This is a genomic window from Candidatus Palauibacter soopunensis, from assembly GCF_947581735.1.
Taxonomy (GTDB): domain Bacteria; phylum Gemmatimonadota; class Gemmatimonadetes; order Palauibacterales; family Palauibacteraceae; genus Palauibacter; species Palauibacter soopunensis.
Genome location: NZ_CANPVT010000040.1, coordinates 83,495 through 110,293, shown reverse-complemented (window position 1 = coordinate 110,293; position 26,799 = coordinate 83,495). Strand labels below are relative to the sequence as shown.

Genomic DNA, 26,799 nt, shown 5'->3' with positions numbered 1-26,799 from the left:
CGGCGCCGAGGCGGCGCGGACCCGTCCGACCCGGGCGCGCTCAGAACGCTTCTCCGATGGACACGTGGATCTGCACGCGGCGCCAGAGTTCGAGCAGGGGGTGCGGATCGTCGAACCGGAAGGGGTCGAACAACACGGGCTGCGGCATCTGGACCAAGGTTCCGTCCTCCATCGATACAATTGCCGGTAACTCGGTCGCGAATGTCGTATTGTACCCTATATCGAGCCGGATGGAACCGATCGGGCTCGCGTACCGGAGTCCCATGCCGGGCGTCCACTGGATCTCGCGAAGCTCCGTGATGCGCTGCGAGACGCTTCCCGCGTCCCCGAAGAAGACGAGACTCCAGCGCTCGCTGAGGTACCGGCGCAGCTCGAAACTCAGTTCCAGCTGGGCGTCGCCGCCGCGGGGCCGCTCGTCGAAGGCGCCGGGGTTCTGCGTCGCGAGCCGTTGCACGCACGCCTCGAAATCTCCCGCCGGGCAGTCCTCCACCTGATCGGCCACGAGCACGCGGGGGCCGAGGAGGTTCTGGCCGACGCCGCGGACGCTCTGCGAGCCGCCGACGAAGAAGCGTCGGGATGGATGGATGAGGCGGTCGGTGCGGGGGGCGCCGGGAGTGAAGATGCGGGTGCCCGGGAAGCGGACCGCCCCGGCGCGCGCGCGCGCGGCGAACACGAGACCGGGCTCGAGTTCCCGGAAGAGCGCGGCTTCCGCCACGATGCGCGCGTACCGGTAGTGCGATCCCGTCGTCTCGTGGGCGACCTCCCCCTCTGCCGTCAGGTAGTGGCCGCGGGTGGGGCGGAGCGCGTCGTCCGTCTCGTTGTAGAGCCAGGCGAGGGTGAGGGGCGCCAACCAGCGCGATCTCGTCACGGTGACGATGTCCTCGGGCTCGCAGAAACCGAAGTTGACGCAGAAGAAGATGTCCGCGGACTGCTCGCCGAAACCGGTGTAGCCCGGCGAGTACGAGAGGGTGGCGGAGGCCCTGCGCCCGAGTCGGCGCGTCAGGCCGATTTCGGCCCCGAAGCCCTCCTGGATGAAGACATCGGGAATCGTCTCCCGCTCGAGGAAGACCCGGGCGCTGAAGGTGTTCTCGGCCGAAAAGGCGACGGGGAGGAGCAGTTCCGCCTGGAGCAGGTAGTTCAGCGTCCGGAAGTCGGGGTCGGTGCCTACCTGGGAGCAGGGGAAGGACCCGTCCAGCTGGTCCGCGAAGATGTTCCCGAGCTGGCCGGTGATCTGCAGCCGCCGGGCCCCGCCGAAGAAGTTGCGGTGCGTCAACCGCGTCTCGGTCCGGAGACACTGGTCGGTACTCCATCCGACGCCGAGTCGGGCCGCCTGCGGCGAGGCCGGCGTGACCTGGACGACGAGATCCAGGGTCGAATCGGCGGTGGCGGCCTCGGGGCCGGACGATTCCCGGAGGATCGAGGCGAAGCGGACGGCCTCGAGGCCGAAGAGGTTCCGCTGCCCCTCCTGCTCGGCCTCCTGGTTGTAGTAGTCGCCCGCGCGCAGGGGGAGGAGGTCGCGGATCACGTCCTCGCCGATCGCCTCGCCGCCCTCGATCCGGATCTCTCCCAGGCGATAGCGGGCGCCGGGACGGACATCGAGCGCCACCTGCGCGGTCCCGTCCCGGCTGCGCTGGTAGTCTTCGAGCGCCATGGCGTAGACGTAGCCCTGCCGGCGCAGCGACCCTATGAGGCTGTCCACGCCGGCCTGGAGCCGGTTGCGATCGAAGGGGTCGCCGACGCCGATGTCGACGAGGGCCGAGGCCTCCTCCGCGCCGAGGGCCCCGGGCAGCCCCTCGATGGAGAACTCGTCGATGAGGGTCGCCGGACCTTCATCGATGACGAACGATACGCTGGCGTCGACGCCGTCAGTGCGAACGACGTGCTCGACCTCCGCCTCGAAGTGGCCGCGGAAGTTGTAGTACAGGCGGAGCCGGTCGGCGTCGACCCTGACGTCGAGCGTGTCGAGATAGGCCCGGCGGTGCGCGAACCCCCAGTTCGTCACCAGGCAGAAAGGCGACAGCAGGAGGCTCGTGCATTCGGTGCTGCGCGTGCGGATCACCGCGCGCAACTCACCGTCCGAGATCGTCTCGTTGCCGCGGAAGCGCAGGGACGTCACTTCGGCGCGGCGCGGTCCCGCCTCTCCGGCCGCCTGCCCGCTGAGTGGAGCCGGCCCAAGAGGCGAAGACGGCCCGGCGAACGAAGGCGGCCCGGCGAGGTTGACGGCCAGCGCCAGCCCGGCCAGAGCCGCGCGTTTCACACCGCCGCCTCTGCGGCCCTGCGGCGCAACCTGAGGGCGAGCGCGATGCCCCCCGCGACCAGCAGGACCGAGATCACCTGGGCGAGCGTGAAGCCTCCGAAGAAGCGGTCGTCCTTGGCGCGGAAGACCTCGATGATGAAGCGCTCGGCTCCGGCCATCGCGAGCCACAGGCCGAACAGCCACCCCTGGACGTGCGGGTGCCGCCGCAGCCGCCACAGGAGGAAGAAGATGATGAACGAGAGTCCCGTCTCGTAGAGCTGCGTGGGGTGGACGGAGAGGACCTCCGTGTCCGGGATCGCGGGGTCCACCTCCGCCCCGAAACCCCTCAGGTTGCCGGCGGTCGTGGGCGGAAGGCCGTTGGGGAAGGCGATGCCGACCCACGACTCTGTCGGGCCTCCGTAGTCGTCGCCGACGAGGAAACAGCCGATGCGGCCGATCCCGTAGGCGAGCGGGAGCGCGGGCGCGATCGCGTCCACCCCGAGCCCGGGGGTGACGGGACGCCGGTACAGCACCCACATGACCCCGATGAACCCGCCGATGAACCCGCCGTACCAGACGAGCCCGCTGCGCGAGAAGATCATCCCCAGCGGATCGAGCACCGTTCGGTCCCAGTAGAGGAGCACATAGTAGATCTTCGCGCCGACGATGCCGCCGATCAGCGCCGCCATGAGCATGTCCGCCGCGAGGTCGCGCCCGGCGCCGAGACGCGCCGTTTCCGCGCGCAGGACCAGGTACCCGCACAGAAAGGCGAGCGCCATCATGACGCCGAAGGTGGTGATCGTGAACTCGCCGAGAACCGGCAGCGTCAGTGTGAAGAGTTCGGGATACACGTCTCGCACGCTCCTCGTTGGCTGCTGTGCTGCTCGTTGGCGGTCCCGGCTTCAGCGCCGGCCGTTACACGAGACCGGGGAAGGCGAGCGCCGCTTCGGCGTTGAGCGACCACGGGCTGCGTTCCCCTCTCGCCAGGCGAAACCGCGCGGCCGCGGCGATCATCGCCGCGTTGTCCGTCGCGAGGCGGGGGGAAGGGGCGTACAACTCCCCGGACGAGCCCAGACGCTCGGCTAAACCTTCACGAAGACGGGAGTTCCGCGCCACTCCCCCACCCAGCACGACCCGCCGGCAGCCCGTCTGTTCCACCGCGCGTCGCGTCTTCTCGGCGAGAACGTCGACGACGGCCTCCTGAAAGTCCGCCGCGAGATCGTCGACGGCGCCGGCGAGGGCATCCTCCGCCTCCAGTTGTTCGGCGATCCGCGCCACGGCGGTCTTCAGGCCGGAAAAGGACATGTCGTAGTACGCGGGATCGCCGGGCCGGTCGCGCCGGCTCAGCATCGGGCGCGGGAGCGGGAAGCGTCCCGCCGCGCCCCCCGCCGCCGCGCTCCTCTCCGCCGCGCGCTGGATCTCGGGCCCGCCCGGATACGGCAACCCGAGCCGGCGCGCGACCTTGTCGAACGCTTCGCCCGCGGCGTCGTCCCGCGTCTGGCCCAGAAGGCGGTAGCGCCCCCACGCGCGCGCCTCGAGCAGGAGCGTGTGTCCGCCGGACACGAGGAGGCCGATGAAGGGCGGATGCGCGTCTTCGTGCTCGAGCGCGGTGCCGAACAGGTGTCCCTCCATGTGGTGGACGCCGAGGAGAGGAAGCCCGCGCGCGAAGGCATAGGCCTTGGCCCAGTTCACGCCGGCGAGCAGGGCGCCGACGAGCCCAGGGCCCGCCGTCACGCCGACCCCGGCAATGTCCGCGTGGTCGACCTCCGCCTCGCGCATGGCGTGCCGCACCATCACGTCGAGCGAGCGGATGTGCTCGCGGGCGGCGATCTCCGGCACGACGCCCCCGAACGCGGCGTGCGCGTCCTGCGAGGCGATCGCGAGACCCCGGATCCCGTTCTCATCCACGACGGCGGCCGAGGTCTCGTCGCACGAGGTCTCGATTCCGAGCACCGGCCCGTCCCGGAAGCCGGCGGCGGGCGCATCGGGGCGCGGGGCGGCGCCCGGCGCGGCCGGAATGCCTATCGGTCGGGCGGGTCGGAGGCGATGCCCGCGCTCACCCGCTCCGGAACGAGGTCGATCGTCACCGTGCCGGCCACGGCGTCGGGCAACTGGGCGCGCACGGGATAGGATCCCGTCGATTCGAAGGAAATGGGGATGTCGACCGTCACGCGCACGTCCGCCGGATCCAGTCCGTCCACGATGGCCGCGGGTCCGGTGACAGCCACCGTGACCGTGGGCGGATCCACCGCGGCCATGAGGGCGCGCGGGCCCGTGGTGACGACTTCGCTCGCGAACAGGCGGGTGCGGAGAGAGTCGACGTCGACGGTCGCGATCACGGTGGCGGGCTCGACCGAGAGTCCCGCGAGGTCCGGCGGCAGCGCGATCTCGAGTTGCTGGGTCACGCGCGTGGAGACGGCGCCGACCTGGAGCGTGGCCGTCGTCACCTCGGAGATCTGGTTGACGAAGGACGCGGGCCCCTGGAGCCATACGCTGTCGGGGGCGACCTGCATGCCGACGACGAGCACGCCCGCCGCCGCCCTCGCATCCGTTCGGCCGGAGACCGCGACCCGCTTCGTCACCCGCTCCTCGAGATACACGGTGACGGCTCCCGGAGAGACTCCCACGGGATCGAGTCCGAGTTCGCGGTCGTAGATGACCTCCGAGGTCGAGAGCGGAACCTGGACCACGGTGTCCTCGATCTGGTCGAGAACCTTCCGGATCACGGGTCTCTCGAAGCGGGCGGCGAACATCTGGTTCCGGCGGCCGCGGAACGTCGTCGTGATCTCGGCGGGCCGGACCTCGCGCAGACTCCACGCGGAATCGCTCACCTGGATCTCGAGCAGCGTCGACACCGGCTGCTCGGCGATTTCGGCCTCGGCCGATACGCTGAGCCAGAGCAGCACCGACAGCACGATCGCCGCGAGCTTGTAGGGCCAGTTCTTCGTGAACGCGCTCTTGAAGTCCATCTAGCCCTCCACCTGGCCCTCCCGATCGCCGGGGGTCGCGGGAACCGTGTCGCGGGCGGCGTCCCTCGTGAGATCCGCGGTGGCCGAGTCGGGCGGCGTCCCGGCCACGATCACGGAGACGAGCCCCTCCCCCCGCAGGGCGGAGCCGGGGGCCGGACTCTGAAAGATGACGCGGCCCTGCACCTCGGGAGCCTCGACCTGGTAGCGGACGGCGCCGAGCCGCAGATCGACCTCCTCGAGGAGCAGCTCGAGGTCGTCCACGTGGCGACCCTGGAGATCGGGAACGGAGACGATCGCCTTCCCCTGGCTGACGAAGAGGCGGACGCGGGCGGGGAGAGGAAGGCTCGTCCCCGCGGCGGGCTCGGTCCGGATCGCGCCGGCGACGGCGCTCTCGTCGGTCTCCTCGATATCGATTTCGAAGCCGAGACGGGTGAGGAGGGTCGCGGCCTCGCCGCCCGGAAGTCCGGCGAGATCGGGCACGCGGCGCGTTTCGATACCGGCGCTCGCCGTGAGCACGACCGTGTCGCCGGCGCGGGCGAGCTGGCCGGGGAGCGGCCGCTGGGCGACGACGGCGCCGGCGGGAATCTCGCCGTGGTGGAGCCGGCCCTGCTCGGCGGAGACGAGCCCCAGCGCGGAGAGGCGTTCCCCGGCCTCGGCCAGGGATACGCCCGTGAGGTCCGGGATCTCGGTGAAGTCCACGTCGGTCGGATCTTCCGCCGCCGGGAAGAGCCGGACCGCGGCGTACAGGTAGCCGGCGCCGAACAGGACGGCGAAGAGGAGGACCGCGCGCAGGAGTTTCACGGGACTCTCACGCGATCCGCCGCAGACGCGCGGCGTACGCGCCGTCCGTGCCGGTGAGCCACGGGCGCACGAAGAGATCGCCGCGCGGCGTCACGCAATCGCTGCGCGCGTCCGCGCCCGGCGGCTCGCGCCGGTAGTCGGGCCTGCGGTCCAGGAAGGCGTCCACCTGTTCTTCGTTCTCCTCGCGTTCGAGCGAACACGTGCTGTACACGAGCAGCCCGCCCGGCCTCACGGCCGCGGCGCACGCGTCCACGATCTCGCGCTGCAGCGCCACGAGGTCGTCGAGGCCCTGCTGTCCGAGCCGCCAGCGGGCGTCGGCCCGCCGCCGCAGCACTCCGGTGCCCGTGCAGGGCACGTCGGCCAGCACGGTCCCGGCATCGGCGACCGTAAGCCGCGGCGCGTCGGCGACCGCCGCGCTCACCGGCAGCCCGAGCGGGGGGGCGGGCGCGCGGAGGCGGGCCAGCCGCCGGCGCGAGATGTCGAGCGCCACGACCCGCACCCCGTACTCCGCGGCGAGCCCGAGGGTCTTCGTGCCCGGCGCCGCGCACACGTCGAGTACGGGCTCCGCGAGCCCGTCCCCTGCGTAATCTACCACGGCGGAGGCCGCAGGGTCCTGAATCACGGCCCGCAGGCCGGAGAGCGCCGTCTCCGGCAGTCCCCTCTCGAGCCGGAAGGAGCGCGGCCAACCGGGCACCGGCTCGAGTTCCACGCCGTCGGGCGGCGCCGGATCGTCCCCGGTCAGCATGCGTACGACGACGTCCGGCGGCCGGTTCTGCTGTTCAACGAGCCGCCGCACGTCCGCCAGCTCCCAGCGCGCGAGCCACCGCCGGACGAGCCACTCCGGGTGCGAACCCCACGAGCACAGGTGTCCCACCGGATCCACGTCCGGATCGGGAAACGGATCGTCGCCCGCAAGCGCGCCCGGACCGTCGCCGGCATCGGCCTCACGGCGCCTCGCGAGCGTCCGGAGGACGGCGTTCACGTACCCCGCGCGTCGGCGCCCCAGGGCGGAACGCGCCGCGCCGACGGTTTCGCCCACCGCCGCGTGGTCCGGCGTCCGCAGCTCCGTCAACTGGTACGCGCCGATGCGAAGCCAGTCGCGCACCGCCCGGTCCATGCGGGACGGCGGCCGGTCCGCGCAGACCCCGATCCAGGCATCGAGGCGGGCGCGCAGGCGGAGGCAGCCGAACGCGATGTCCAGCGCGAGTCCGCGGTCGGCCGGGTCCACGGCCGGAAGGATGCGGGATGCCGCGCGGTCCGAGAGCTTCCCGCGCCGCACCTCGCCCAGAATCCGGTGGGCCGCCGCGCGGGGGTTCAAGCCGGCGGCGGCACGCCCTCGAGCGGGCTCGATGGCACCGCCCATTCACGCCGCGGCATGCGGCCGGCGACGTAGGCGCGCCGGCCGGCTTCCACCGCCAGCCGCATGGCGCCGGCCATCTCCACCGGATCCTCCGCCTCCGCGATCGCCGTGTTCATGAGGATGCCGTCCACGCCCTGCTCCATGGTCGCGCAGGCGTCGGACGCCGTGCCCACGCCGGCGTCGACGATGACCGGCACGGACAGGCGGGACTTGATGATGCGGATGTTGAGCGGGTTGAGGAGCCCGAGGCCGCTCCCGATCGGCGAGGCGAGCGGCATCACGGCGGCAGCCCCGGCCTCCTCGAGCCGCAACGCCGTGATGAGATCGTCGTTCGTGTACGGGAGCACGACGAACCCCTCGGCGACGAGCACGCGCGTGGCCTCGATCAGCTCCTCCGTATGGGGGAGGAGCGTGTCGGAGTCACCGATGACTTCGAGCTTCACCCAGTCGCTCATGCCCGCCGCCCGCCCCAGCCGCGCCGCGCGGATCGCCTCCTCGGCGCTGTAGCAGGCGGCGGTGTTCGGCAGGAGGCTGAACTCGTCCGGGCTCAGCGTGCGGAGGATGTCGTCGCGGTCCGGGTTCTCGATGTCGACCCGGCGCACCGCGACCGTGACCATGTCGGCGCCGGAGGCCCGGATCGCTTCGAGCATGATCTCGGGACTCGGGTATTTCCCCGTTCCGACGATGAGCCGGGACGCGAACGTGCGGCCGGCGATTTCGAGGGGGGCCATCTCATCCGCCTCCCACAAAATGGACGAGTTCGACGCGGTCCCCCGCCTCCAGTCGCACGCTCTCGACCTCGGGCGGGCGGACGATCCGCCGGTTCAGTTCGACGACGAGCGTCCGTCCATCGAGTCCGAGATCCCGGAGCAACGCCGCGACGGACGTTCCCGCGGGAATGTCTCGCTCCCGTCCGTTCACCTGTATCTGCATGATCTCCATGAAGTCCGTATCCGGTTCGCGGTCCGTCCGGCGGGTCGTTCGCATCCGGTCAACGATCCCGCCGGTCCAGCCGGTCGAGTTGTCTGCGGAGGTCCCGCGCGGCTCGCGCCGGGTCGCGTGCGGACCACACGGCCCTCCCCACCACGATGCCGTGCGCCCCGGCCTCCGTCACCTCCTCGATCCGATCCGCGTCGACGCCGCCGATCGCGAGAATGGGAGGCGGACGCCGGGCGGACAGCCGATGAACGGCAAGCCGGTGGGCGGTCAGTCGGCGGCGGACCGCGGACACGGCGGCGGGACCGCTTCCCTCGACCCCCGGGTGCGAGGGCGTCGCGTAGATCGTGCCGAGCACGAGGTAGTCGGCGCCCTCCCGGGCGGCTCGCAACGCCCCCTCCGCATCGTGCACGGAGGCCCCGATCGCGAGCCTTCCCGCGCACGCCCGGACCACCCGGCGCGTCTCCTCCACTCCGAGCGCCGTGCGCCCAAGTTGTACGGCCCGCGCACCCGCCGCCAGCGCCACATCGGGCCGCCCGTTCACGACGAGCCAACTCCCGGCGCGGGACGCGATGGGGGCGAGCCGGGCCGCGACGCCGAACAGCCGCCGGGCGCCGATCCGGGCCCGCAGATGGATCGCGAGCGGGGCCGCGCCCTCCAGCACGCGCTCGACCGCGGTCAGCTCGCCCGGGCCGCGCGGGTCGCCCAGTTCCCGCTCCGAGACGAGGACGTGCAATCGCGGGATTCGTGACTCAGTCGAAGCGGACCTCCTTCGGATCCGGGAGGCCTCGCACCCACTCGGCCGCGCTCATGCGGCGGCGGCCGGCCGGTTTCACGGCGCCGACGGTGACCGTGCCCGATCCCGTCGCGACGCGCAGTCCCCGAACGGGATCCGCTCGCACGACCGTGCCGGGCGCCGTCCCCGAGCGGGTGCCTCCGGCGTCGGCGCCGTCCGGGCGGGGGCCGTCGACGCCCGGTTCGAAGCACTGCAGGGTTCTCCCGGCGAGCGCGGCGGGCGCGGCCAGCGACGTCCACGCGGCGGGCCAAGGGTCGCAGCCGCGGAGCCAGTTCGCGACTTCGGCCGCGGGGCGCGACCAGTCGATGCGCGCCGTCTCGCGGTCGAGCTTCGGCGCCCACGTCGCGCCCGCGTCGTCCTGGGCCCGCTCCACCGCCCGCCCGGACGCCAGGTCGTCGAGCACGGCGACGAGCCGTGCGCCCCCCGCCTTCGCGGCCTCCGCGTAGAGTTCCCCGGCCGTCATCGTCGCCGGGATGGGGATCCGCGTCTGTCCGAGCACGGGGCCGGCATCGAGTTCCGCGACCATGCGCTGGATGCTGACCCCGGACTCGCGGTGCCCCCGGATGATGGCCCAGTTGATGGGGGCCGCGCCGCGCAGCGCGGGCAGCAGCGACGCGTGCACGTTCAGCGATCCGAGCGGTGGCAGATCGAGCGCCACCGGCGGGAGGAGACGGCCGTACGCCGCGACGACGGAGATGTCGGGGCGCAGGCGGCGGGCGGCGGCGAGGAAGGCCTCCTCGCCGGGCCGTTCGGGCTGAAGCACCGGGAGCCCGGCCTCGATCGCCCACGCCTTCACCGGACTCGTCCGCGGACGCCTCCCGCGGCCGGCCGGCCGGTCCGGGTTCGTGACGACGCCCGCGATGTCGTGCCCCGCCCCCCGCATCGCTTCCAGCGAGGGGAGTCCGAACTCCGGCGTACCCCAGAACAGGACCCTCATGCCGCCCGCAGCCGCTTCAGTCCCGCTCCTGTTTCCGCCACTTCGCGAGCAGGATCTTGCGCTTGAGCGGACTCACGCGATCCAGGAAGAGAATCCCGTCCAGGTGGTCCCTCTCGTGCTGGATGCAGCGGCTCAGAATGCCGTCGGCGCGGATCTCCACCGGCTGTCCATCCAGGCCGAGGCCGCGGGCGACGATGGACTCGCTCCGTTCGACGGTCTCCGACAGCCCGGGGATGCTCAGACACCCCTCTTCCTCCTTGACCGCGCCCTTCTCCTCGACGATCTCGGGGTTCACGAGGACGCCGGGCGAGACCCCCTCTTCGCGGACGTCGTAGACGAAGAGACGGATCGGCACCCCCACCTGGGGCGCCGCGAGACCGATCCCGTCCGCGTCGTACATCGTCTCCTGCATATCCGCGGCGAGCCGGCGGACCTCATCGTCGATCTCCGTCACGGGGGCGCACTTCTCCCGCAGGACGGGGTCTCCGAAGATGCGGATGTCGAGGATCACGGCCGGACCACGCGTCGAACACGGAGGGTGGCTGCTACGGGTTGACTCTTCCGATCTTGGAGCGCTCGACCTCGATTCGGGTGTCGCCGCTCCTGATCGTGACGATGTCGTTCGTGAGGTGGACGATCTCGCCCACGATGCCGCCGATCGTCGAGACCTTGTCCCCCCGCTTCAGGTTCTTGACCAGTTCCGCGTGCTCCTTCTGCTGCTTTCGCTGCGGACGGAAGAAGATGAAGTAGAAGATGGCGATGAATCCGAACATCATCATCATGGTGGCGGCCGGATTCGCCGTCCCTCCCTCGGGGGCGCCCATGAGGTTCAGCATCAGCATCGTCCGTCCTCACCTTCCTGTTCGGTCGCGGGGCGCGGGGAGCCGCGCCGGTAGGTGGCGAGCCAGTCGTCGGCCCAGCGGTCGTATTCGCCCCGCAGGATCGCCGCGCGCGCACGGGAAGTCAATCGGATCAGGAAGCGCACGTTGTGCAGGGAGAGGAGCCGCAGGCCGAGCAGTTCGCCGCTCACGAAGAGGTGCCGCAGGTAGGCGCGGCTGTAGCCGGCGCAGCACGGGCAGTCGCACGTCTCGTCGAGCGGCGCGGGGTCGGATGCGAAGCGCGCGCCCTTGATGTTGAGGCGGCCCTCGGCCGTGAAGGCGGTGCCGTTGCGCCCGTTCCGGGTCGGCGCCACGCAGTCGAACATGTCCACGCCGCGCCGCACCGCCTCGATGACGTCGTCGGGATAGCCGACGCCCATCAGGTAGCGGGGCCGATCTTGGGGGAGGGCGGGTTCGATGCCGTCGAGCACGCGGTGCGTCACCTCCTTCTCCTCGCCCACGGAGAGTCCGCCGATCCCGACGCCCGGCCAGTCGCCCAGGGCGAGCGTGCGTTCGACGGATTCGAGGCGAAGGTCGTCGTAGGAGGCGCCCTGGACGATGGGAAAGAGAAGCCCGTCCCCTCCGGGGGGCGCATCCCGCTGCGCATCCCTCAGCGCCTCATGACTCGCCCGGCACCGGGCCAGCCAGGCGAGCGTGCGTTCGACCGCGGCCCGCGCGGCCTCGGGAGAGGACTCGCCCGGGGGACACTCGTCGAAGGCCATGCGGATGTCGGAGCCGATCGCGGCCTGGATCTCCATCGAGAGTTCCGGCGTCAGCCGGTGCTTACTCCCATCCAGGTGGCTGCGGAAGGTGACGCCGTCGTCGTCGATCCGGTTGATGCGGGCGAGCGAGAAGACCTGGAATCCGCCCGAATCGGTGAGGATGGGACCGTCCCATCCCATGAACCGGTGGAGTCCGCCGAGTTCCTCGATCACGCGCGTGCCCGGCCTCAGGTAGAGGTGATAGGCGTTCCCGAGCAGCACCTCCACCCCCGCGTCGCGGAGTTCTCCGGGGGTGAGCGACTTCACCGTCCCCAGCGTCCCGACCGGCATGAAGCAGGGGGTGTGGATCGTGCCGCGCGACAGGCGGAGCGTCGCGGCGCGCGCCCGCCCGCTCGTGCCCTCGACGTCGAAACGTCCGCCGTCCGCGGGTCCGGTCACGGGATCGTTCTCATGCGCTGAGTTTCATGTGATGAGCATCGCGTCGCCGTAGGAATAGAAGCGGTATCGCTCGCGGATCGCGTGCGCGTAGGCCTCGAGCGTGAGTTTCCGTCCCGCGAATGCCGCGACGAGCATGAGCAGGCTGGAGCGCGGCAGGTGGAAGTTCGTCACGAGAGCGTCCACGGCGCGAAAGGTGTACGGGGGACGGATGAAGAGGTTCGTCCATCCCCGCCCCGGCTGGAAGGGGCCGCCCGCGGCGACCGTCTCCAGCACGCGGCAGGAAGTCGTGCCGACGGCGAATACGCGCCCGCCCCCCGCCCGCGTCGCGTTCAGCGCGTCCGCCGCCGCGGGGGAGAAGCTGTACGCCTCGGGGGCGACCTCGTGCTCGTCGATCCGGTCCGCGGTCACGGGACGGAACGTGCCGAACCCGACGTGGAGCGTGAGGGACACGAGACGGACGCCGCGGGCCTCGATCGCGGCGAGCATCTGCCGGGTGAAGTGAAGTCCCGCCGTCGGGGCGGCGACGCTCCCGGACGGGGCCGCGTACACGGTCTGGTAGCGCTCCCGGTCTTCGGCATCGTCGTACGCGCGCCGCGCGCCGCCCGGTTCGTCGCGGACGATGTACGGGGGGAGGGGGACGCGGCCGTGGCGCTGGATCAGGCTCCACGGGTCGTCGTCGCCGGCCAGCCGCACGAGGCGGGTGCCGTCGGAGGCGGAGTCGAGGATTTCGACCGCGAACCCGTCCGCGACGTCCACGGTGCGGCCGGGCTTGAGCTTGCCGCCGGGGCGGACCATGGCGCGCCAGAGGCGGGTGTCGGTTTCGTCGAAGGGGGCAAACGGCTGGAGCGCGTCGGACTCCGGGCGGACGAGGAGGATCTCGGCGCGGGCGCCGGTCGGCTTGCGGCCCAGCAGCCGGGCCGGGAAGACGCGGCTGTCGTTGACGACGACGGCATCGCCGGCCGAAAGCCGCTCGAGCAGCGCGGGAAAGGCCGCGTCCGTGCAGCGGCCGCGCGCCCGGTCCAGCACGAGGAGGCGGCTCGCATCGCGCCGCGCGGCCGGCCGGGCCGCGATCAGCTCGGCCGGCAACTCGTAGTCGTACGCCTCCGTCCGGCCCGCCCGCTCATCCGCCATCGCCGAACAGCGCACCCTGTGCCCCGCCCTCCGGCCCTTCCCCGTCGCTCGGGAGGGCGTAACCGAAGCGCTCGTACGCTTTCCGGGTGGCCACGCGGCCGCGTGACGTGCGCTGCATGTACCCGTTCTGGATCAGGTACGGCTCGTACACCTCCTCGAGCGTCCCCGCGTCCTCGCCCACGGCGACCGCGAGCGAGGCAAGTCCCACCGGCCCCCCGTCGAAGGTTTCGATGATCGCCTTCAGCACGCGCGCGTCCATCTCGTCGAGGCCGTACTCGTCGACGTTGAGCAGCGTGAGGCCCTTCTCCGCCGTCTCGGAATCGATCGTGCCGTCGCTCCGCACCTGCGCGTAGTCGCGCACGCGGCGCAGGAGTCGGTTCGCGATGCGCGGCGTGCCGCGCGCGCGGCGGGCGATCTCCCCGGCCCCTCCGGGCGTGATCGGGATGTCGAGGAGGCTCGAGGAGCGGGTGACGATGCGCGCGAGTTCGTCCGCCGGGTAGTAGCCGAGCCGCTCGATGACGCCGAAGCGCGCGCGCATCGGGGCGGTCAGGAGCCCGAAACGGGTCGTCGCGCCCACGAGCGTGAAGCGCTCGAGCTTCATCGAGAACGTCTCCACGCGAGGTCCGTCGCCGAGTCGGATCTCGATGCGGTAGTCCTCCATCGCGGGATAGAGGAACTCCTCGATCACGGGCCGAAGGCGGTGGATCTCGTCGATGAACAGGATCCCGCGCGGCGGGAGGTTCGTGAGCAGGCCGGCGAGGTCGCCCGGCTTCTCGAGCACGGGACCGGAGGTGAGCTTGATCCCGACGCCGAGTTCCTCCGCGAGCAGGAGGGCGAGCGTCGTCTTCCCGAGGCCCGGAGGGCCGTAGAAAAGGGTGTGGTCGAGCGCTTCCTCGCGGCCGAGCGCCGCCTCCACGAAGACGGAGAGGCTCTCCTTGACCCGCGCCTGCCCGATGAACTCGTCGAGCCGCCGCGGGCGCAGCGAGGCGTCCGGACGCTCGTCGCCCTCGAGCACCTCGGGCGTCGTGATCTCCGTGCGCGGACGGGCCTCGTCTTCGGCGCCGGCGTCGCCCTGGTTCCGCGTGTCGCCGGATCGGCCCGGCGGTCCCGGCGCGGTCATACGTGCTGCAGCGCGCGGCGCACGAGTTCCTCGACGGCAACGTCGGGATCCCCGCCCGCCTGCGCGAGCCCCTGCAGGGCGCGGCTGACGGCGCTCTCGCTCTGGGAGCGCGGGTAGCCGAGGCCGCGCAGCGCCTGCACGGCCGCCGCGGCGACCCCGCCGCCCGCCACGGGGTCGTCGCCCATGTCGCCGAGGTCGTCGAGCTTGTCCGTGAGTTCGATCACGATGCGCTCGGCGGTCTTCTTGCCGACGCCGCTCACGGTCTGGAGCGTGCGGTGGTCCTTGGCCCGGATCGCCTGCACGACGCGCTCGGGCCGAAGCGCGCCCAGGATCGCGAGCGCGAGCCGGGGGCCCACGCCGCTCGGGACGCGGAGCCGCTGGAAGAGTTCGCGGTCGCCCGCGGTCTCGAACCCGAACAGCTCGAAGGCGTCGTCGCGCACGACGAGGACGGTGTGCAGTTCGACCTCGGAGCCCTCGGGCGGAAGGCGTCCGGCGAGCCCGAGCGGCACGCCGATCTCGTAGCCGACGCCGTCGCCCGTGAGGACCTCGACGACGCCCTCCTCGCGCCCGACGAGTTCGCCCCGGAGACGCCGGATCACCGGATCGGCCCGCCGAGGAGGTGGCAGAGCGCGACGGCGCAGCCGTCCGCCGCATCCGCCGGACGCGGCGGCTCGCCGAGCCGCAGATGGTGCTTGACCATGAAGCCGACCTGCTCCTTGCTCGCGGCGCCCGTCCCCACGACGCGCTTCTTGACTTCTCGCGGCGCGTACTCGTGCACCGGCAGGTCCCGCAGCCCGGCCGCGAGCATGAGGACGCCGCGCGCGTGACCGAGCACGAGCGCGGTGCGCGCGTTCCGTCCGTGAAAGGCGCTTTCGATCGCGACGCACGTCGGCTCGAGCCGGTCGATGAGTTCGAGCGCCGCGGTGTGGATGTCCACGAGGCGCCCGGCGAGATCCTCTCCGCGCGGCCGCACGACGCCGCACTCGATGAGGCGATACGCGGGCCCTCCCGGACGGCGCCCTTCGACGAAGCCGTATCCGGTCGCCCGCGTGCCCGGGTCGACGCCGAGCACCTTCAGGGGGCTTCCCAGTCCGCCCCCTCCGCCTCCTCCAGATCCACGTTCGTATTCACCTTCAGCACGTCGTCGTGCTCGTCGAGCGCGTGCAGGACGGCGAGCACCTTCTCCGCGTCGCGCCCCTCCAGTTTCACCGTGTTGCTGGGCACCATCGCGAGTTCCGCCTCCTCCACGGGAACACCGGCGTCGCGCAGCGCACCCAGCACGTCGTGGAAGTCCGGCGCCGTCGTCGTCACGACGTACATCCCGTCCTCGGACTCGAAGTTCTCCGCCCCCGCCTCGAGCGCCGCGTCGAGCGCCGCGTCCTCGCCCCACTCGTCGGCCGGCACGAGGATCTGGCCCTTGCGCTCGAACATCCACGCGACGGAGCCGCTCTGGCCCAGGTTGCCGCCCCGCTTGTCGAGCAGATGCCGGAGTTCGGCCAGCGTGCGCCGGGGGTTGTCCGTCAGGCACTCGAGGTAGAGCGCCGCGCCGCCCGGCGCGTAGCCCTCGTGCGTGACCTCTTCGAAGCTCGCGCCCGGCAGGTCGCCGGTCCCGCGCCGCACCGCGCGATCGATGTTGTCGGCGGGCATCCGCTGGCTCTTGGCGTTGTCGATCGCGGTCCGGAGGCGCGGATTGAAGTCCGGATCTCCGCCGCCCTCCCGCGCCGCCACGGCGATTTCGCGACCGAGCTTGGAGAAGAGCTTCCCCTTCGCCTTGTCGGTTACCGCCTTCTGGCGCTTGATCTTCGACCACTTCGAATGGCCCGCCACCGGCTACCGCCCGCTCGTGTCCTGGTCCTCGTCTTCTAGTCGTCGTCGCGCTGCGACTCGGCGATCACCTTCTCCTGAACATGCGGAGGAACCTGCTCGTACGCAGCCAGGCTGCGCGTGTGCGTCGCCTTTCCGTGCGTCAGGGAGCGCAGCGCGGCGGAGTACTTGTAGAGTTCGGCCTGGGGGACGTGGGCCTTCACGACCTGCCGCCGCCCCTTGGAGTCCATGCCCAGCACGCGGCCGCGCCGCTGGTTGAGATCTCCCATCACCTCGCCCATGTACTCCTCGGGCGTCTCGACCTCGACCTCCATGATCGGCTCGAGGATCACGGGGTTCGCGTCCCGCGCAACCTTCTGGAACGCGATGGATCCCGCGATCTGGAAGGCGATGTCCGAGCTGTCCACGGAGTGATGCGAACCGTCGTAGCACTCGGCCTGGAAGTCGACGAGCGGGTAGCCGGCGAGGACCCCCCGGTTCGAGGCCTCCCCGATCCCCTTCCCCACGGCCGGGACGAACTTGGTCGGGATCACGCCGCCCTTGATCGAGTCGACGAACTTGTACCCTTCCCCGCGCGGCAGCGGGCTGAGCCGGATGTGGCAGTCGCCGAACTGGCCGCGCCCGCCCGACTGCTTCTTGTGGCGCCCCTGCCCCTCCGCGGTCTTCGTGATCGTCTCGCGGTAGGCGATGTTCGGCTGGTGCGTGTCCACGTTGACCCCGTACTTCCGGGTCATCTTCTCCAGCGAGATGTTGAGGTGGATCTCCCCCAGTCCCCGGATGATCGTCTGTCCCCGCTCGGGATCGTAGCCGGAGGAGAAGGTCGGATCTTCCTCGTGCAGCTTCGCGAGGCCGCTGCCGATCTTGTCCTCGTCGGCCCGCGTGCGGGCGGTGACGGCGAGGGAAAGATCGGGTTGGGGCCACTCGATCCCGCCGAACGAGAGCCGGCTCCCGCTGTCGCAGAGCGTGTCCCCGGTGTGCGTGTCCTTGAGTTTCGTCACGACCCCGATGTCGCCGGGGTTCAGCGCGTCGACGTCGATGCGGCGCGCCCCGTGCGGAATCGCGAGGTGCGCGATGCGCTCGCTCGCGGAACGGTCGGGGTTCGCGAGCGTGACGCCGTTCGTGATCCGGCCGGAGAAGACCCGGAAATAGCTCAGGTCGCCGACGTGGGGTTCCGACGTCGTCTTGAACACGAGCGCCGCGGTCGGCGCCCCGGCTCCCGGCTCCAGCGACACTTCGCCGTTCCCGTCATGCGCGGTCTGGGACGCGGCGCGGTCGGGCGAGGGGAACAGCTCCACGATGCGGTCCATGAGGGCCGGCACTCCCGCGCTCGTCTGGCATGAACCGCAGAACACGGGGACGATGTCGCCGGAACGGATCGCCTCCGCGAACACTTCGCCGAGCCGGCCGGGATCGAGGTCCTCTCCCTCGAAATAGGCTTCGAGCAGGTCGTCATCCCCCGACACGATCGCCTCGATGAGTTCCTCCCTGAGGTCCTCCACCTCCGAGGCGACGTCCTCGGGCGCGTCGGACACCCCGGCCGCCCCCTTGTCCCCTCCCTTGAAGGTGTGGGCCTTCATCGTGAGGAGGTCGACGAAGCCGCTGAAGTCGGGACCCGCCCCGATGGGGACGTGGACCGGCATCGCGGCGGACGTGAGTTCGTCCCGGATCTGACCGAGCGTGTTGCGGAAGTCCGCGTTGTCCCGGTCCATCATCGAGACGAAGACGGCGCGCGGCAGGCTCGCGGCCTCCGCGGCGGCCCAGGTCTTTTCGGTCCCCACTTCGACGCCGGAGATCGCATCGACGACGCAGATGCCCGCGTCCGCCACGCGGATCCCCGCCATGACTTCGCCCAGGAAATCCAGGTAACCGGGAGTGTCGATGAGGTTGATCCGCACGCCGTTCCGGACGGCGTGGGCGACGGAGAGGTTGATCGAGATCTTGTGGCCGGTCTCTTCCGGCGTGAAGTCGGTGAGCGCGTTTCCCTTCTGGACATCGCCCTTCCGCGTGGCTCCGCCGGCGATGTAGCACATGGAGTCCACGAGCGTCGTCTTCCCCGCCCCGCCGTGCCCGAAGAAGACGACGTTGCGAAGGTTCGGCGTTTGATATTCCGAGGCGGCAGGCGCCATGTACTCCTCCTGGGATGCAACCGGGGCCGGCGACCCGCGACAGGCGCTTGCTCCGGCCACGGGCCGTTCCGTGCGCGACGCTCCCGGCCGGGGGCTCGCGCGGGGCGGACATTGTAGAAACCGGCGGCGAAAAACTCCAGCCGCCGGGCCCGGCCGCCGGACCCGGCCGCCGAACGCCTAGTGGGTGCGGGTCTTCTTCTCCGTCTCCTGTGTCTGCTTGTACTGCCGACTCACCTCGTCGAGGAAGGCGCGCTCGCGCGCCGAGAGGGAGTCCATGCCGTCCGCGCGGATCTTGTCGAGGATCCGGTCCACTTCATCGAGGGAGTCCCCGTCCACCCGGCGTCGCCGGCGGGGCGAGGGCGGGGGCGGCGCGGGACGCTTCGTCCTCCGCGGCCTGGGCGCCGGCCGCTCCTTGTAGAGCATCCGGTTGGCGAGGCGACCGATGCGTTCTCCGTATCGGAGATAGACGAACCCGGTCACGAGTCCGCCGAGGTGCGCCCAGTGCGCCACGCCGTCCGCCGACCCCTGTACGGTCGAGAGGAGGGTGAAGGCGCCGAGCGCGGCCACGAACCATTTCGCGGGCACGGGGAAGACGAAGTAGAGGAAGATCTTCGCGTCCGGCCAGTTGAGGGCGAAGGCCACGAGGAGGCCGAAGATCGCCCCGGAGGCGCCCACCATGATCGTCGGCCCGGTGAGCGAGTAGAGGAGCACGGAGAACGCGGCCCCGCCGAGCCCGGTCGCGAGGTAGAAGCGGAGGAAGAAGCGGCTGCCCCACTTCTGCTCGAGCGGCGGGCCGAAGAAGAAGAGGGCGAGCATGTTCATGAACAGGTGCATGAAGCCGCCGTGCACGAACATGTAGGTGACGAGGGTCCACGGGCGCGTAAGGAAGCCGGGCACGGCGAAACCGAGCCAGTCGATCGCCCCCGCGGGCAGGAGCCGCGTCGCCATCAGGAGGAAGACCGCGAAGTTTGCGATCATGAGCCGCAGGACCCAGCGACTCATCGGGAAGCCGTGGCCGAAGCGGACCCCGCCGGTCTGGTACGCCGGCCGTCTCATCATCCGTCCCCCTGGAGGTCGATCGCCGAGGCGAGCCGCTCGTCGCGCTCCGCGCGCTCGATCGCGAGCCCGATGAGGCGGTTGATGAGTTCCGGGTAGGACACGCCGGTCGCATCCCAGAGCTTGGGGTACATGCTGATCCGCGTGAAGCCCGGGAGAGTGTTGATCTCGTTCACCACCAGCGAACCCGCCGGCAACGCGCCGCAGGCTCTCGTCGCAAGGAAGAGGTCGACTCGCGCCATCCCCTCGCAGCATAGCGTGCGGAAGGCGCGGACCGCGATATCCCGGGCCCGCGCGGTGGTCTCGGCATCGAGGTCCGCGGGAATGAGCAGGTCCGCGCCGTCGTGATCCAGGTACTTGGCCTCGTAGGAGTAGAAGGCGTGCGTAGGGGCGATCTCCCCGGGAATCGAGGCTTCGGGGGTCTCGTTCCCGAGCACGGAGATCTCGATCTCACGGCCCAGGATCGTCCGCTCGAGGAGCACCTTGGTGTCGAAGGAGAAGGCCTCGTCGAGCGCCCGCCGGTAGTCGGCGTCCGTCTCGACCTTCGACACGCCGACGGAAGAGCCCATGTTCGCCGGCTTGACGAAGATGGGGGCGTCGAGGGCGGCCACCGCCTCGTCCCAGGCGGGGGCTTCGGCCCGGGAAAGGACCGTGATGAAGGGCGCGACGGGGATGCCCGCGTCGCGCAGCAGCCGCTTGGCCACGTCCTTGTCCATGCATACGGCCGAGCCGAGGATCCCGGGCCCGACGAACGGCAGGTGCGCGAGCCGCAGGAGCCCCTGGACGGTGCCGTCCTCGCCGAAGGGGCCGTGCAGGACGGGAAAGACCACGTCCAGTGCCGGAAGCTCGGCCGGCTCCGGGCGCCCCTCGCCGGGATCTTCCGAGCCGGTCGGGGCGACGGGTACGATCCGGGGGCGGCGGCCGGGGGTCAGGGCGAGCCTGACCGGGGCATCGGGGAGACGGATGCGCCGCGGATCCGAGGCGTGCCGCAGGAAGCGGGATTCGTCGGCGAGATGCCAGCGGCCGCGGCGGTCGATGCCGATGAGCACGATGTCGTAGCGCTCGCGGTCGATCGCCTCGATGACGTTCTTCGCCGAGCGGAGCGACACCTCGTGCTCCGGGGACTCGCCGCCGAAGAGCACGCCGACGCGCGGGCGGGGGTCAGCCACCGGACGCCGGAACGGGATAGCGGACGGGGAGCTGCGCCCAGATGGCGGTGGGGGCGCCGCGGTGCCGCGCCGGCCGGTAGCGGAGGAGGCGGGCGCCTTCCACCGCGGCCGAATCGAGGACGGCATGTCCGGACGACGTCATCACGGCGACGGAGTCGACGCGTCCGGCGTCGGAGATCCGAATGCGGAGGAGGGTCTCGCCGCCCGCGCCCTCTTCCAGGGCCTCGGCCGGGTAGGGGAACGCGGAAGAGGACCGGGACTCGAGGACGGGCATCACGAGGCCCCCCTCGCGGAGCTGGTCGACGCGCAGCGCGCCGACCTCGGGGCCCGCTTCGTCCGCGCACCCGGTGGAGGCGGCGCCGGCGAGGACGGCGAGAACCGCAAGGACGCCGGATCCGGCAGCCCGTGACGAAAGCGCGCTATGCATCGCCGAACGCCTTCCATTCGGCGAGCGTGTTCAGCGCTTCGAGCGGCGTCATCCCGTCGAGTTCGAGCCCGGCCAGCTTCTCGAGCACCTCCCGCGCGGCCGCGATGTCCGCGCCTTCGGCGTCCCCCGGCGCGCCGGACGGCGCCGGGCCGCCCTCCGGGCCGGGAGCGGCGGCCTCGAAGAGGGAGAGTTGCCCCATCCCCGCTTCGGCGAGCGCGGCTCCGCGGCCGCCCGCGCCCCACGGGCCGCTCTCGAGCACGTGCAGGATGCGGGCGGCGCGCCCCACGACGTCGGGGGGCAGCCCGGCGAGCCGGGCGACGTGCACGCCGTAGGAACGGTCCGAGCCCCCCGGCTGCAGCCGGTAGAGGAAGACGATGTCCTCACCCGTCTCCCGCACGGCGACGTTGAAGGCGGCCGCGCGCGGCAGTGATTCCGCGAGGCCGACGAGTTCGTGGTAGTGCGTGGCGAACACCGTGCGCGCGCCGAATTCGTGCAGCCGCTCCGTCACCGCCCACGCGATCGAGAGACCGTCGTACGTCGACGTGCCCCGCCCGATCTCGTCGAGGAGGACGAGCGAGCGCTCCGTGGCGCTGTGCAGGATGGTCGCGGTTTCCGTCATCTCCACCATGAAGGTGCTCTGCCCCGCCGCGAGGTTGTCGCTGGCGCCCACCCGCGTGAACACGCGGTCGCACACCCCGATGTGGGCGCGCCGAGCCGGGACGAAGGAACCGATGTGCGCCATGAGTGCGATGAGCCCCGCCTGGCGCAGCACCGTGGACTTCCCCGCCATGTTCGGGCCGGTGACGATCAGGGTGCGGCGTTCGTCGTCCAGCCGCATGTCGTTCGGGATGAACGTGTCCCTCGCGACCGCGGTCTCGACGACGGGGTGCCGGCCCTCCTCGATGTCGAAGACGATGTCGTCGCTGAGCCGCGGGCGCACGTAGTCCTCGGCGGCGGCGACCTCGGCGAGGCAGGCGAGGAAGTCGATCTCGGCGACGTGGGCGGCGGTCGCCTGGATCCGCCCGACCTCGGCGGCGACGGCATCGCGCACCGAGTGGAAGAGCCGCGCCTCGAGCGTCGCGATCTGGTCGTCCGCCCCGAGCACCTTCGCTTCCCACTCCTTGAGTTCCGGCGTGAGATAGCGCTCGGCGTTGGTGAGCGTCTGCCTGCGGGTCCACTCCTCCGGAACGCGGTCGAGCTTGGAGCGCGTGACCTCGAGGTAGTACCCGAACACCTTGTTGTACCCGATCTTCAGCGTGTCGATGCCGGTGCGCTCGCGCTCCCTCACCTGCATGCCGGCGATGAACTCGACGGCGCTGCCGCGCATGCCGCGCAGCTCGTCGAGGTCGGCGGAGAAGCCCTTTCGAATCACGCCTCCGTCCTTCAGGGCGTGGGGGGACTCGGGGTCGATGGCTTCCTCGATGCGGGCCGCGACGTCGGGGAGCGCGTCGAAGCCGGAACGAAGCTCGGCGAGCCGGCCGGCCTCCAGCCGCTCGAGGGCGGCCGCCAACCCCGGCAGCGCGTCGAGCGAGAGGCCGAGGCCGAGGAGTTCCCGGGGCGCCGCCCGGCCGGTGGAGACGCGGGCGGCGAGCCGCTCCAGGTCGCGGATCGGGCGGAGCGCGCTTCGGATGCGCTCGCGTGCCTCCGCCCGCTCGACAAGTTCCTGCACGGCGTCGAGGCGCGCCGCGATCTCGCCGGGGACGACGAGCGGGCGCAGCAGGCGCCGGCGCAGCAGACGCGCCCCCATCGGCGTCCGCGTGCGGTCGAGGAGGGAGAGAAGCGACACCCCCTCGCCGGGCCGCAGGGGTTCCACGAGTTCGAGGTTCCGCCGGGTCATCTCGTCGAGGTACATGACGCGTCCCGCCCGATCCACGCGCGGCGGCCGCAGGTGGTCGAGGCCGGCCGGCCGCACCTCCGCCAGGTAGCCGAGGAGGGCGCCGCTCGCCGCGAGCAGCAGTGGGTCGCGCGCGGCGTCGAGGCCGAAGCCGGTGGAGGAGGCGACCCCGAACCACTCCCGGAGCCGCTCGTCCCCGAGCGAAGCGTCGAAGCGCCAGGCGGGCCGCGCGGTCACGTGCCAGGGTCCGGCCGGCGCCTCCGTCTCCTCGGGGATCACGATCTCGGCGGGCTCGAGGCGCCCGAGTTCGTCGCCGAGATCCGCGGCGGCCACCTCGCGAAGCTCGAACTCGCCGGTCGAGAGGTCGACGGCGGCGAGCCCGAACGGGGCGTCCCCGGCGATCGCGATGACGTAGTTGTTGCGGCGCGCCGCGAGGAGCCTGTCCTCGAGGACGGTGCCGGGAGTGATGATCTCGACGACGTCCCGCTGCACGATCCCCCGGGCCTCGGCCGGGTCCTCGAGCTGCTCGCAGATCGCCACGCGGCGGCCCATCTCGAGCAGGCGCGAGACGTACTCGTCCACGGCCTTTACGGGGACGCCCGCGAGAGGAACGTCCCGCTTTCCGCCGTTGTTCCGCGCGGTGAGCGTGAGTCCGAGCAGGCCGCTCCCCTCCTCCGCGTCCTCGAAGAACATCTCGTAGAAGTCGCCGACCCGGAAGAAGAGGAGCGAATCGGGGTGGCGCGACTTGATGTCGAGGTACTGCCGGATGAGCGGCGAGTACGCCTCGGAGCCCGTCGTGGCCGCGGCCATCAGCGTCTCACGAGACGATGGGGATGACGGCCGGCTCGAAGCCCGCGTCCCGGAGTCGGCGCGCGAGGCTCTCCGCCGCTTCCCGACGGGCGAAGCGGCCCAGCCGAACGCGGTGAAGGCCGTCGTACTCGACGACGCGGGAGAAGAAGCCGGCGGTTTCCAACTGTCCGCGCATCTCCTCCGCCGGACCCCGGCGCGAGAACGCCCCGACCTGTATCGCGAAGCGCGGGGCGCCCGGCGCGCAGCCGAGCGATGCGACCTCCGCGAGACGCTCGGTCTCCGTGGCGCCGACGCGCCGGCCCTCCGCGGCGGCCCGCTGCCACGCCTCGCACGCCCGATCGATCAGGCCCCGGGCCTCGAACGTCCGCGCCGTCCAATACCAGGACTCGACGGTCTCGGCGCTCCGGGGATGGTCCGACCGCAGGCGTTCGAGATCGGCCGCCGCGCGGGAGGGTTCGTCGAGCGCCAGATCCAGTTGCGCGAGCCGCAGCCATGCTCGGGATCCATGGCGCGAGCTACCGTCCATGGCGACGGAGAGGAGTTCCGCGCGCGCGGAGTCGGGGTCGGCGAGGAGGCGCGCCCGGAGGTACCGCGCACGCAGCACGTCGCCGCGAGCCGCGTTCCGCGCTTCCGCGGCGAACCAGCTCTCGATCGCCTCCGCGGCGCCCTCGAACCTCCCGGCCTCGATCCGCGCCTCGAGAAGGTCGAGATCCACGGGAACACCGGCTTGCGCGGCTTGCGCGGCGGCGGGAACGGAAAGTCCCCAGCACGGCGCGCCGGCGAGAAGCGCCAGCGCCCACGCGCGGCAGCTTCCACGGCCCGGGAGGCGCCTCCCGCGGCTCCGGCGGCTCGCGGTCATCTCCCGGCGTGCTTCGCCTGCCCCAGTTCCAGGAGCATCCCGGCGAGAGCCGCCTGGTCTCCGCGCCCCGATTTGAGGTGCCGGTCGGCGCGGTGGAGCACCCGCAGCGCATGATCGAGTTCGTGTACGGTCCATCCCCTCGCCTGCTTCGCGTAGGCGTTCGCCTTCCAGGAGAGATAGCCGCGCCCGGTTTCCGACAGAGCGGCGCGCAAGCCGGCGGGTCCCGCTTCGAGGGCCAGACCAAGCAGAAGGTGCTGTTCCACAAGTCCGGCGACCAGCCCAACCCCCCGTTCCGAAGTGAGCACGTTTTCCAACTCGCGCAAGGCGCGCGCGTAGTCGCGCGAGGCCACGAGATCGAGCCAGCTCCAGCGATCGATCCGATGCGTCCGGGGAACGATGTCGCGGATGTCCGCGTCGGTCCGGCGGTCGGCGGGAAGCGAGGCGAGCTTCTCGAGCTCGGCGTCCAGCGTCGAGAGGTCCGACCCGACGGCCCCCGCGATCCACTGGGCCGCCGCCGTCGACAGGTCGAGCTTCCAGCGGTTCCGCGCCCGGTCGTGGATCCATCCGGGGATCTCCGCCGCCCGCGGCGTATTCCACTCCAGCGTGCGGCAGACCTTCCTGAGGTCGCGGTAGAAGGCCGCGCGCGACCCCTTGGGGATGCGCGCCGTGACGATGAGGGCGAGGTCGGGGGGGGCCGCCGCCGCGGCCTTCTGCAGGACCGCGCGGGCCTTCGTCCCCAGCCGCTCCACATCGCGCACGAAGACGACGCGGCGTTCCGCCATCATCGGGGGCATGGCCAGGGTGGCGGCGAGCTGCTCGTCCGTCACGTCCTCGGCGTGGAACTGGTCGTAATTGAAGTCGCGCGTGGCCGGGTCGACGGCGGCCTCGACGAGTTGGTGCGCGGCTTCGTCCCGCAGGCGGATCGCGTCTCCGTGCAGGAACCACGCGCCGGTGGGGGGACCTTGGCCCAGGGCTCGCGAGAGCCGCGGGTCGAGGGGCGCGCTCACGGCCCCGGGAGAGACCCGTGCCGCGGGCCGCGGCGGTGGGTCAGCGAGACTCGTCGAGTTGGCCGGTGCGTCGCTCGACCGGCAGGGGAATGGAGTCCCTCGTCGCGATCGGGACCGCGTACGTCTGACCGAACAGCCCGCCGCCGTCATCGAGCGCGGGAGCGAACGGGACGAGGAACCAGTCGGGCACATACGGGTCGTCGGCGAACCGGCTCCCCTGGCTCTCGGCCACGGCTTCCGCGGGCAAGTCCGCCATTACCGGCGGAAGCTGCACTTCGACGAGCAGGGGCTGGCTTCCGTTCGACACGCCGAGCGTGAAGAGCCCCGCCGATGCCACGGCGATGGCCGCGGCTCGGCCCAACTGGCCGCGCCAGGACCGCCTCGGAGACTCGTCGACGTGGTAGAGGCGATGCTGCAGGCGGGGAAGGAAATCCGGAGAGGTGGTGACGCCGGGGAGAGCCCGCCATGCGGCGAGCCCGCGAGTCAGGACCCGCTGATAACGCCGACACGACCGGCAATCCTTCAGATGCGCGTCGAAACGACGGCGCTCGCCCGCGGCAAGCGCACCGTCATGGTATTCGGTGTGTCGCTCGATAAACTCTTTGCAAACCATCATTGCACCATCACGAAAAACGTCCATTCGGGCTCATCTACTCTGAATCGCGTGCCAGGGTTCCTTCCAGCGGGCGCCGGGGTTCAATCGAGCATCGGGGCGATGATGCAGGCGAACCGGTTCCGCGCCCGATTCAGGCGCGACTTGACGGTGCCCAGCGTCACTCCCGTGATCTCCGAAATCTCCTCGTAGCTCTTCCCTTCCAATTCGCGCAGCACGAATACCACACGGTGATGCTCGGGAAGTTCCGCGACCGCGGCCTCGACCTGTTCGCGCACGCGCCGCTTGCGGAACAGATCGTCGGGCCGGTAGGCCGTGTCCTCGAATTCAAGCGGCCGGTGGTCGGCTTCCCAACTCTTCCGGAGCGAATGGAAGAGCACGAGCGGGTTGCGCGCCCGGTTCCGCAGTTCGTTCTTCGCCAGGTTGCTGGCGATCGTATAGATCCAGGTCGAGAACTTCCGCGACGGATCGAACCGATGGAGGTGCCGGTAGACGCGCACGAAGGTCTCCTGCACGAGATCCTCGGCGCGGTCCCGGTCTCCGATGGTCCGGTAGATGAAATTCAGCAGGCGGTCCTGATAGCGGTCGGCGATCTCGTTGAACGCGAAGCGCTGTCCGCCCAGGTAGTGAGTGACGAGTTCCGCATCCTCGAGACGCTTCAACTCCCCGCGCCCGAGCTTTTCCATCTCACCGGGCGTCGCGTATTGACTCGTCACTTCGAGGTTCGGCTTCGTGTCCATGCCGCTCCCT

At 71.3% G+C, this 26,799-nt stretch carries 27 protein-coding genes; all 27 read right to left on the bottom strand.

All coding sequences use genetic code 11. The features are described 5' to 3' along the window. Positions 1-40: 40 nt before the first annotated feature. On the bottom strand, positions 41-2,257 hold the full coding sequence (locus RN901_RS11385; protein ID WP_310758406.1) for a BamA/TamA family outer membrane protein: 2,217 nt from the start codon (positions 2,255-2,257) through the stop codon (positions 41-43). Next, a complete protein-coding gene (locus tag RN901_RS11380; RefSeq protein WP_310758405.1) occupies positions 2,254-3,087 on the bottom strand; it encodes a prolipoprotein diacylglyceryl transferase family protein in 834 nt (277 codons plus the stop codon). Before RN901_RS11380 ends, RN901_RS11385 begins: the two co-directional genes overlap by 4 nt. A 64-nt stretch (positions 3,088-3,151) precedes the next feature. Beyond that, complete coding sequence (gene tsaD, locus RN901_RS11375) at positions 3,152-4,189, bottom strand: tRNA (adenosine(37)-N6)-threonylcarbamoyltransferase complex transferase subunit TsaD (RefSeq protein WP_310758404.1); 1,038 nt, start codon at positions 4,187-4,189, stop codon at positions 3,152-3,154. A 68-nt stretch (positions 4,190-4,257) separates the two neighbouring features. Continuing rightward, positions 4,258-5,205: a CdaR family protein gene (locus RN901_RS11370; RefSeq protein WP_310758403.1), complete on the bottom strand. Its 948-nt coding sequence runs from the start codon at positions 5,203-5,205 to the stop codon at positions 4,258-4,260. Further along, the gene (locus tag RN901_RS11365) at positions 5,206-6,006 is read right to left on the bottom strand and encodes a PASTA domain-containing protein (RefSeq protein WP_310758402.1); all 801 of its coding nucleotides are present in this window, start codon (positions 6,004-6,006) and stop codon (positions 5,206-5,208) included. A gap of 7 nt (positions 6,007-6,013) precedes the next feature. Then, entirely contained in the window at positions 6,014-7,324 is a 1,311-nt protein-coding gene (locus tag RN901_RS11360) for a transcription antitermination factor NusB (protein ID WP_310758401.1), read from the bottom strand. Next, on the bottom strand, positions 7,321-8,097 hold the full coding sequence (locus RN901_RS11355) for a thiazole synthase (RefSeq protein WP_310758400.1): 777 nt from the start codon (positions 8,095-8,097) through the stop codon (positions 7,321-7,323). The genes RN901_RS11360 and RN901_RS11355 overlap by 4 nt, the downstream gene beginning before the upstream one ends. Before the next feature lies 1 nt (position 8,098). Next, positions 8,099-8,299 (bottom strand): sulfur carrier protein ThiS, encoded by a 201-nt coding sequence (gene thiS / locus RN901_RS11350; RefSeq protein WP_345782386.1) that lies wholly within the window; start codon positions 8,297-8,299, stop codon positions 8,099-8,101. Positions 8,300-8,357: 58 nt separating this feature from the next. Next, positions 8,358-9,038, bottom strand: coding sequence for a thiamine phosphate synthase (locus RN901_RS11345; RefSeq protein WP_310758398.1), 681 nt, complete (start codon positions 9,036-9,038; stop codon positions 8,358-8,360). A gap of 16 nt (positions 9,039-9,054) precedes the next feature. Beyond that, complete coding sequence (gene fmt, locus RN901_RS11340; RefSeq protein WP_310758397.1) at positions 9,055-10,035, bottom strand: methionyl-tRNA formyltransferase; 981 nt, start codon at positions 10,033-10,035, stop codon at positions 9,055-9,057. Between the two features lie 16 nt (positions 10,036-10,051). Then, on the bottom strand, positions 10,052-10,546 hold the full coding sequence (def, locus tag RN901_RS11335; RefSeq protein ID WP_310758396.1) for a peptide deformylase: 495 nt from the start codon (positions 10,544-10,546) through the stop codon (positions 10,052-10,054). A 34-nt stretch (positions 10,547-10,580) separates the two neighbouring features. Further along, positions 10,581-10,877 (bottom strand): preprotein translocase subunit YajC, encoded by a 297-nt coding sequence (yajC, locus tag RN901_RS11330; protein WP_310758395.1) that lies wholly within the window; start codon positions 10,875-10,877, stop codon positions 10,581-10,583. Beyond that, entirely contained in the window at positions 10,871-12,073 is a 1,203-nt protein-coding gene (tgt, locus tag RN901_RS11325) for a tRNA guanosine(34) transglycosylase Tgt (RefSeq protein WP_310758394.1), read from the bottom strand. The genes yajC and tgt overlap by 7 nt, the downstream gene beginning before the upstream one ends. Before the next feature lie 24 nt (positions 12,074-12,097). Continuing rightward, a complete protein-coding gene (gene queA / locus RN901_RS11320; RefSeq protein WP_310758393.1) occupies positions 12,098-13,204 on the bottom strand; it encodes a tRNA preQ1(34) S-adenosylmethionine ribosyltransferase-isomerase QueA in 1,107 nt (368 codons plus the stop codon). Continuing rightward, the gene (gene ruvB, locus RN901_RS11315) at positions 13,194-14,324 is read right to left on the bottom strand and encodes a Holliday junction branch migration DNA helicase RuvB (protein ID WP_310758392.1); all 1,131 of its coding nucleotides are present in this window, start codon (positions 14,322-14,324) and stop codon (positions 13,194-13,196) included. Before ruvB ends, queA begins: the two co-directional genes overlap by 11 nt. Continuing rightward, positions 14,321-14,923 carry a Holliday junction branch migration protein RuvA gene (ruvA, locus tag RN901_RS11310; protein WP_310758391.1) on the bottom strand — a complete coding sequence of 201 codons (603 nt, stop codon included), beginning with the start codon at positions 14,921-14,923 and terminating at the stop codon, positions 14,321-14,323. The genes ruvB and ruvA overlap by 4 nt, the downstream gene beginning before the upstream one ends. Further along, positions 14,920-15,396 carry a crossover junction endodeoxyribonuclease RuvC gene (ruvC, locus tag RN901_RS11305; RefSeq protein WP_310758390.1) on the bottom strand — a complete coding sequence of 159 codons (477 nt, stop codon included), beginning with the start codon at positions 15,394-15,396 and terminating at the stop codon, positions 14,920-14,922. Before ruvC ends, ruvA begins: the two co-directional genes overlap by 4 nt. A gap of 2 nt (positions 15,397-15,398) precedes the next feature. Continuing rightward, positions 15,399-16,151 carry a YebC/PmpR family DNA-binding transcriptional regulator gene (locus tag RN901_RS11300; protein ID WP_310758389.1) on the bottom strand — a complete coding sequence of 251 codons (753 nt, stop codon included), beginning with the start codon at positions 16,149-16,151 and terminating at the stop codon, positions 15,399-15,401. Between the two features lie 35 nt (positions 16,152-16,186). Next, a complete protein-coding gene (gene fusA / locus RN901_RS11295) occupies positions 16,187-18,274 on the bottom strand; it encodes an elongation factor G (protein ID WP_310758388.1) in 2,088 nt (695 codons plus the stop codon). A 177-nt stretch (positions 18,275-18,451) separates the two neighbouring features. Further along, on the bottom strand, positions 18,452-19,333 hold the full coding sequence (locus RN901_RS11290; protein ID WP_310758387.1) for a rhomboid family intramembrane serine protease: 882 nt from the start codon (positions 19,331-19,333) through the stop codon (positions 18,452-18,454). Continuing rightward, the gene (ddlA, locus tag RN901_RS11285) at positions 19,330-20,499 is read right to left on the bottom strand and encodes a D-alanine--D-alanine ligase (protein WP_310758386.1); all 1,170 of its coding nucleotides are present in this window, start codon (positions 20,497-20,499) and stop codon (positions 19,330-19,332) included. The genes RN901_RS11290 and ddlA overlap by 4 nt, the downstream gene beginning before the upstream one ends. Next, positions 20,492-20,926: an energy transducer TonB gene (locus RN901_RS11280; protein WP_310758385.1), complete on the bottom strand. Its 435-nt coding sequence runs from the start codon at positions 20,924-20,926 to the stop codon at positions 20,492-20,494. Before RN901_RS11280 ends, ddlA begins: the two co-directional genes overlap by 8 nt. Then, on the bottom strand, positions 20,919-23,570 hold the full coding sequence (mutS, locus tag RN901_RS11275) for a DNA mismatch repair protein MutS (RefSeq protein ID WP_310758384.1): 2,652 nt from the start codon (positions 23,568-23,570) through the stop codon (positions 20,919-20,921). Before mutS ends, RN901_RS11280 begins: the two co-directional genes overlap by 8 nt. 7 nt (positions 23,571-23,577) lie before the next feature. Beyond that, entirely contained in the window at positions 23,578-24,285 is a 708-nt protein-coding gene (locus RN901_RS11270) for an SPOR domain-containing protein (RefSeq protein ID WP_310758383.1), read from the bottom strand. A 140-nt stretch (positions 24,286-24,425) separates the two neighbouring features. Next, on the bottom strand, positions 24,426-25,436 hold the full coding sequence (gene holA, locus RN901_RS11265) for a DNA polymerase III subunit delta (protein WP_310758382.1): 1,011 nt from the start codon (positions 25,434-25,436) through the stop codon (positions 24,426-24,428). A 40-nt stretch (positions 25,437-25,476) separates the two neighbouring features. Continuing rightward, positions 25,477-26,052, bottom strand: coding sequence for a zf-HC2 domain-containing protein (locus tag RN901_RS11260; RefSeq protein WP_310758381.1), 576 nt, complete (start codon positions 26,050-26,052; stop codon positions 25,477-25,479). An 80-nt stretch (positions 26,053-26,132) separates the two neighbouring features. Next, complete coding sequence (locus RN901_RS11255; RefSeq protein WP_310758380.1) at positions 26,133-26,789, bottom strand: sigma-70 family RNA polymerase sigma factor; 657 nt, start codon at positions 26,787-26,789, stop codon at positions 26,133-26,135. Positions 26,790-26,799: the final 10 nt, after the last annotated feature.

Bases quoted from the DNA above. Each gene is read 5' to 3' on its own strand.
- RN901_RS11355 (WP_310758400.1), bottom strand. From the start codon at position 8,097: ATGGCCCCCCTCGAAATCGCCGGCCGCACGTTCGCGTCCCGGCTCATC.
- ruvB (WP_310758392.1), bottom strand. From the start codon at position 14,324: ATGACCGCGCCGGGACCGCCGGGCCGATCCGGCGACACGCGGAACCAG.
- RN901_RS11290 (WP_310758387.1), bottom strand. From the start codon at position 19,333: ATGATGAGACGGCCGGCGTACCAGACCGGCGGGGTCCGCTTCGGCCAC.
- queA (WP_310758393.1), bottom strand. From the start codon at position 13,204: ATGGCGGATGAGCGGGCGGGCCGGACGGAGGCGTACGACTACGAGTTG.
- yajC (WP_310758395.1), bottom strand. From the start codon at position 10,877: ATGCTGATGCTGAACCTCATGGGCGCCCCCGAGGGAGGGACGGCGAAT.
- mutS (WP_310758384.1), bottom strand. From the start codon at position 23,570: ATGGCCGCGGCCACGACGGGCTCCGAGGCGTACTCGCCGCTCATCCGG.
- fusA (WP_310758388.1), bottom strand. From the start codon at position 18,274: ATGGCGCCTGCCGCCTCGGAATATCAAACGCCGAACCTTCGCAACGTC.
- thiS (WP_345782386.1), bottom strand. From the start codon at position 8,299: ATGCAGATACAGGTGAACGGACGGGAGCGAGACATTCCCGCGGGAACG.
- fmt (WP_310758397.1), bottom strand. From the start codon at position 10,035: ATGAGGGTCCTGTTCTGGGGTACGCCGGAGTTCGGACTCCCCTCGCTG.
- RN901_RS11255 (WP_310758380.1), bottom strand. From the start codon at position 26,789: ATGGACACGAAGCCGAACCTCGAAGTGACGAGTCAATACGCGACGCCC.
- RN901_RS11280 (WP_310758385.1), bottom strand. From the start codon at position 20,926: ATGCATAGCGCGCTTTCGTCACGGGCTGCCGGATCCGGCGTCCTTGCG.
- RN901_RS11260 (WP_310758381.1), bottom strand. From the start codon at position 26,052: ATGATGGTTTGCAAAGAGTTTATCGAGCGACACACCGAATACCATGAC.
- RN901_RS11370 (WP_310758403.1), bottom strand. From the start codon at position 5,205: ATGGACTTCAAGAGCGCGTTCACGAAGAACTGGCCCTACAAGCTCGCG.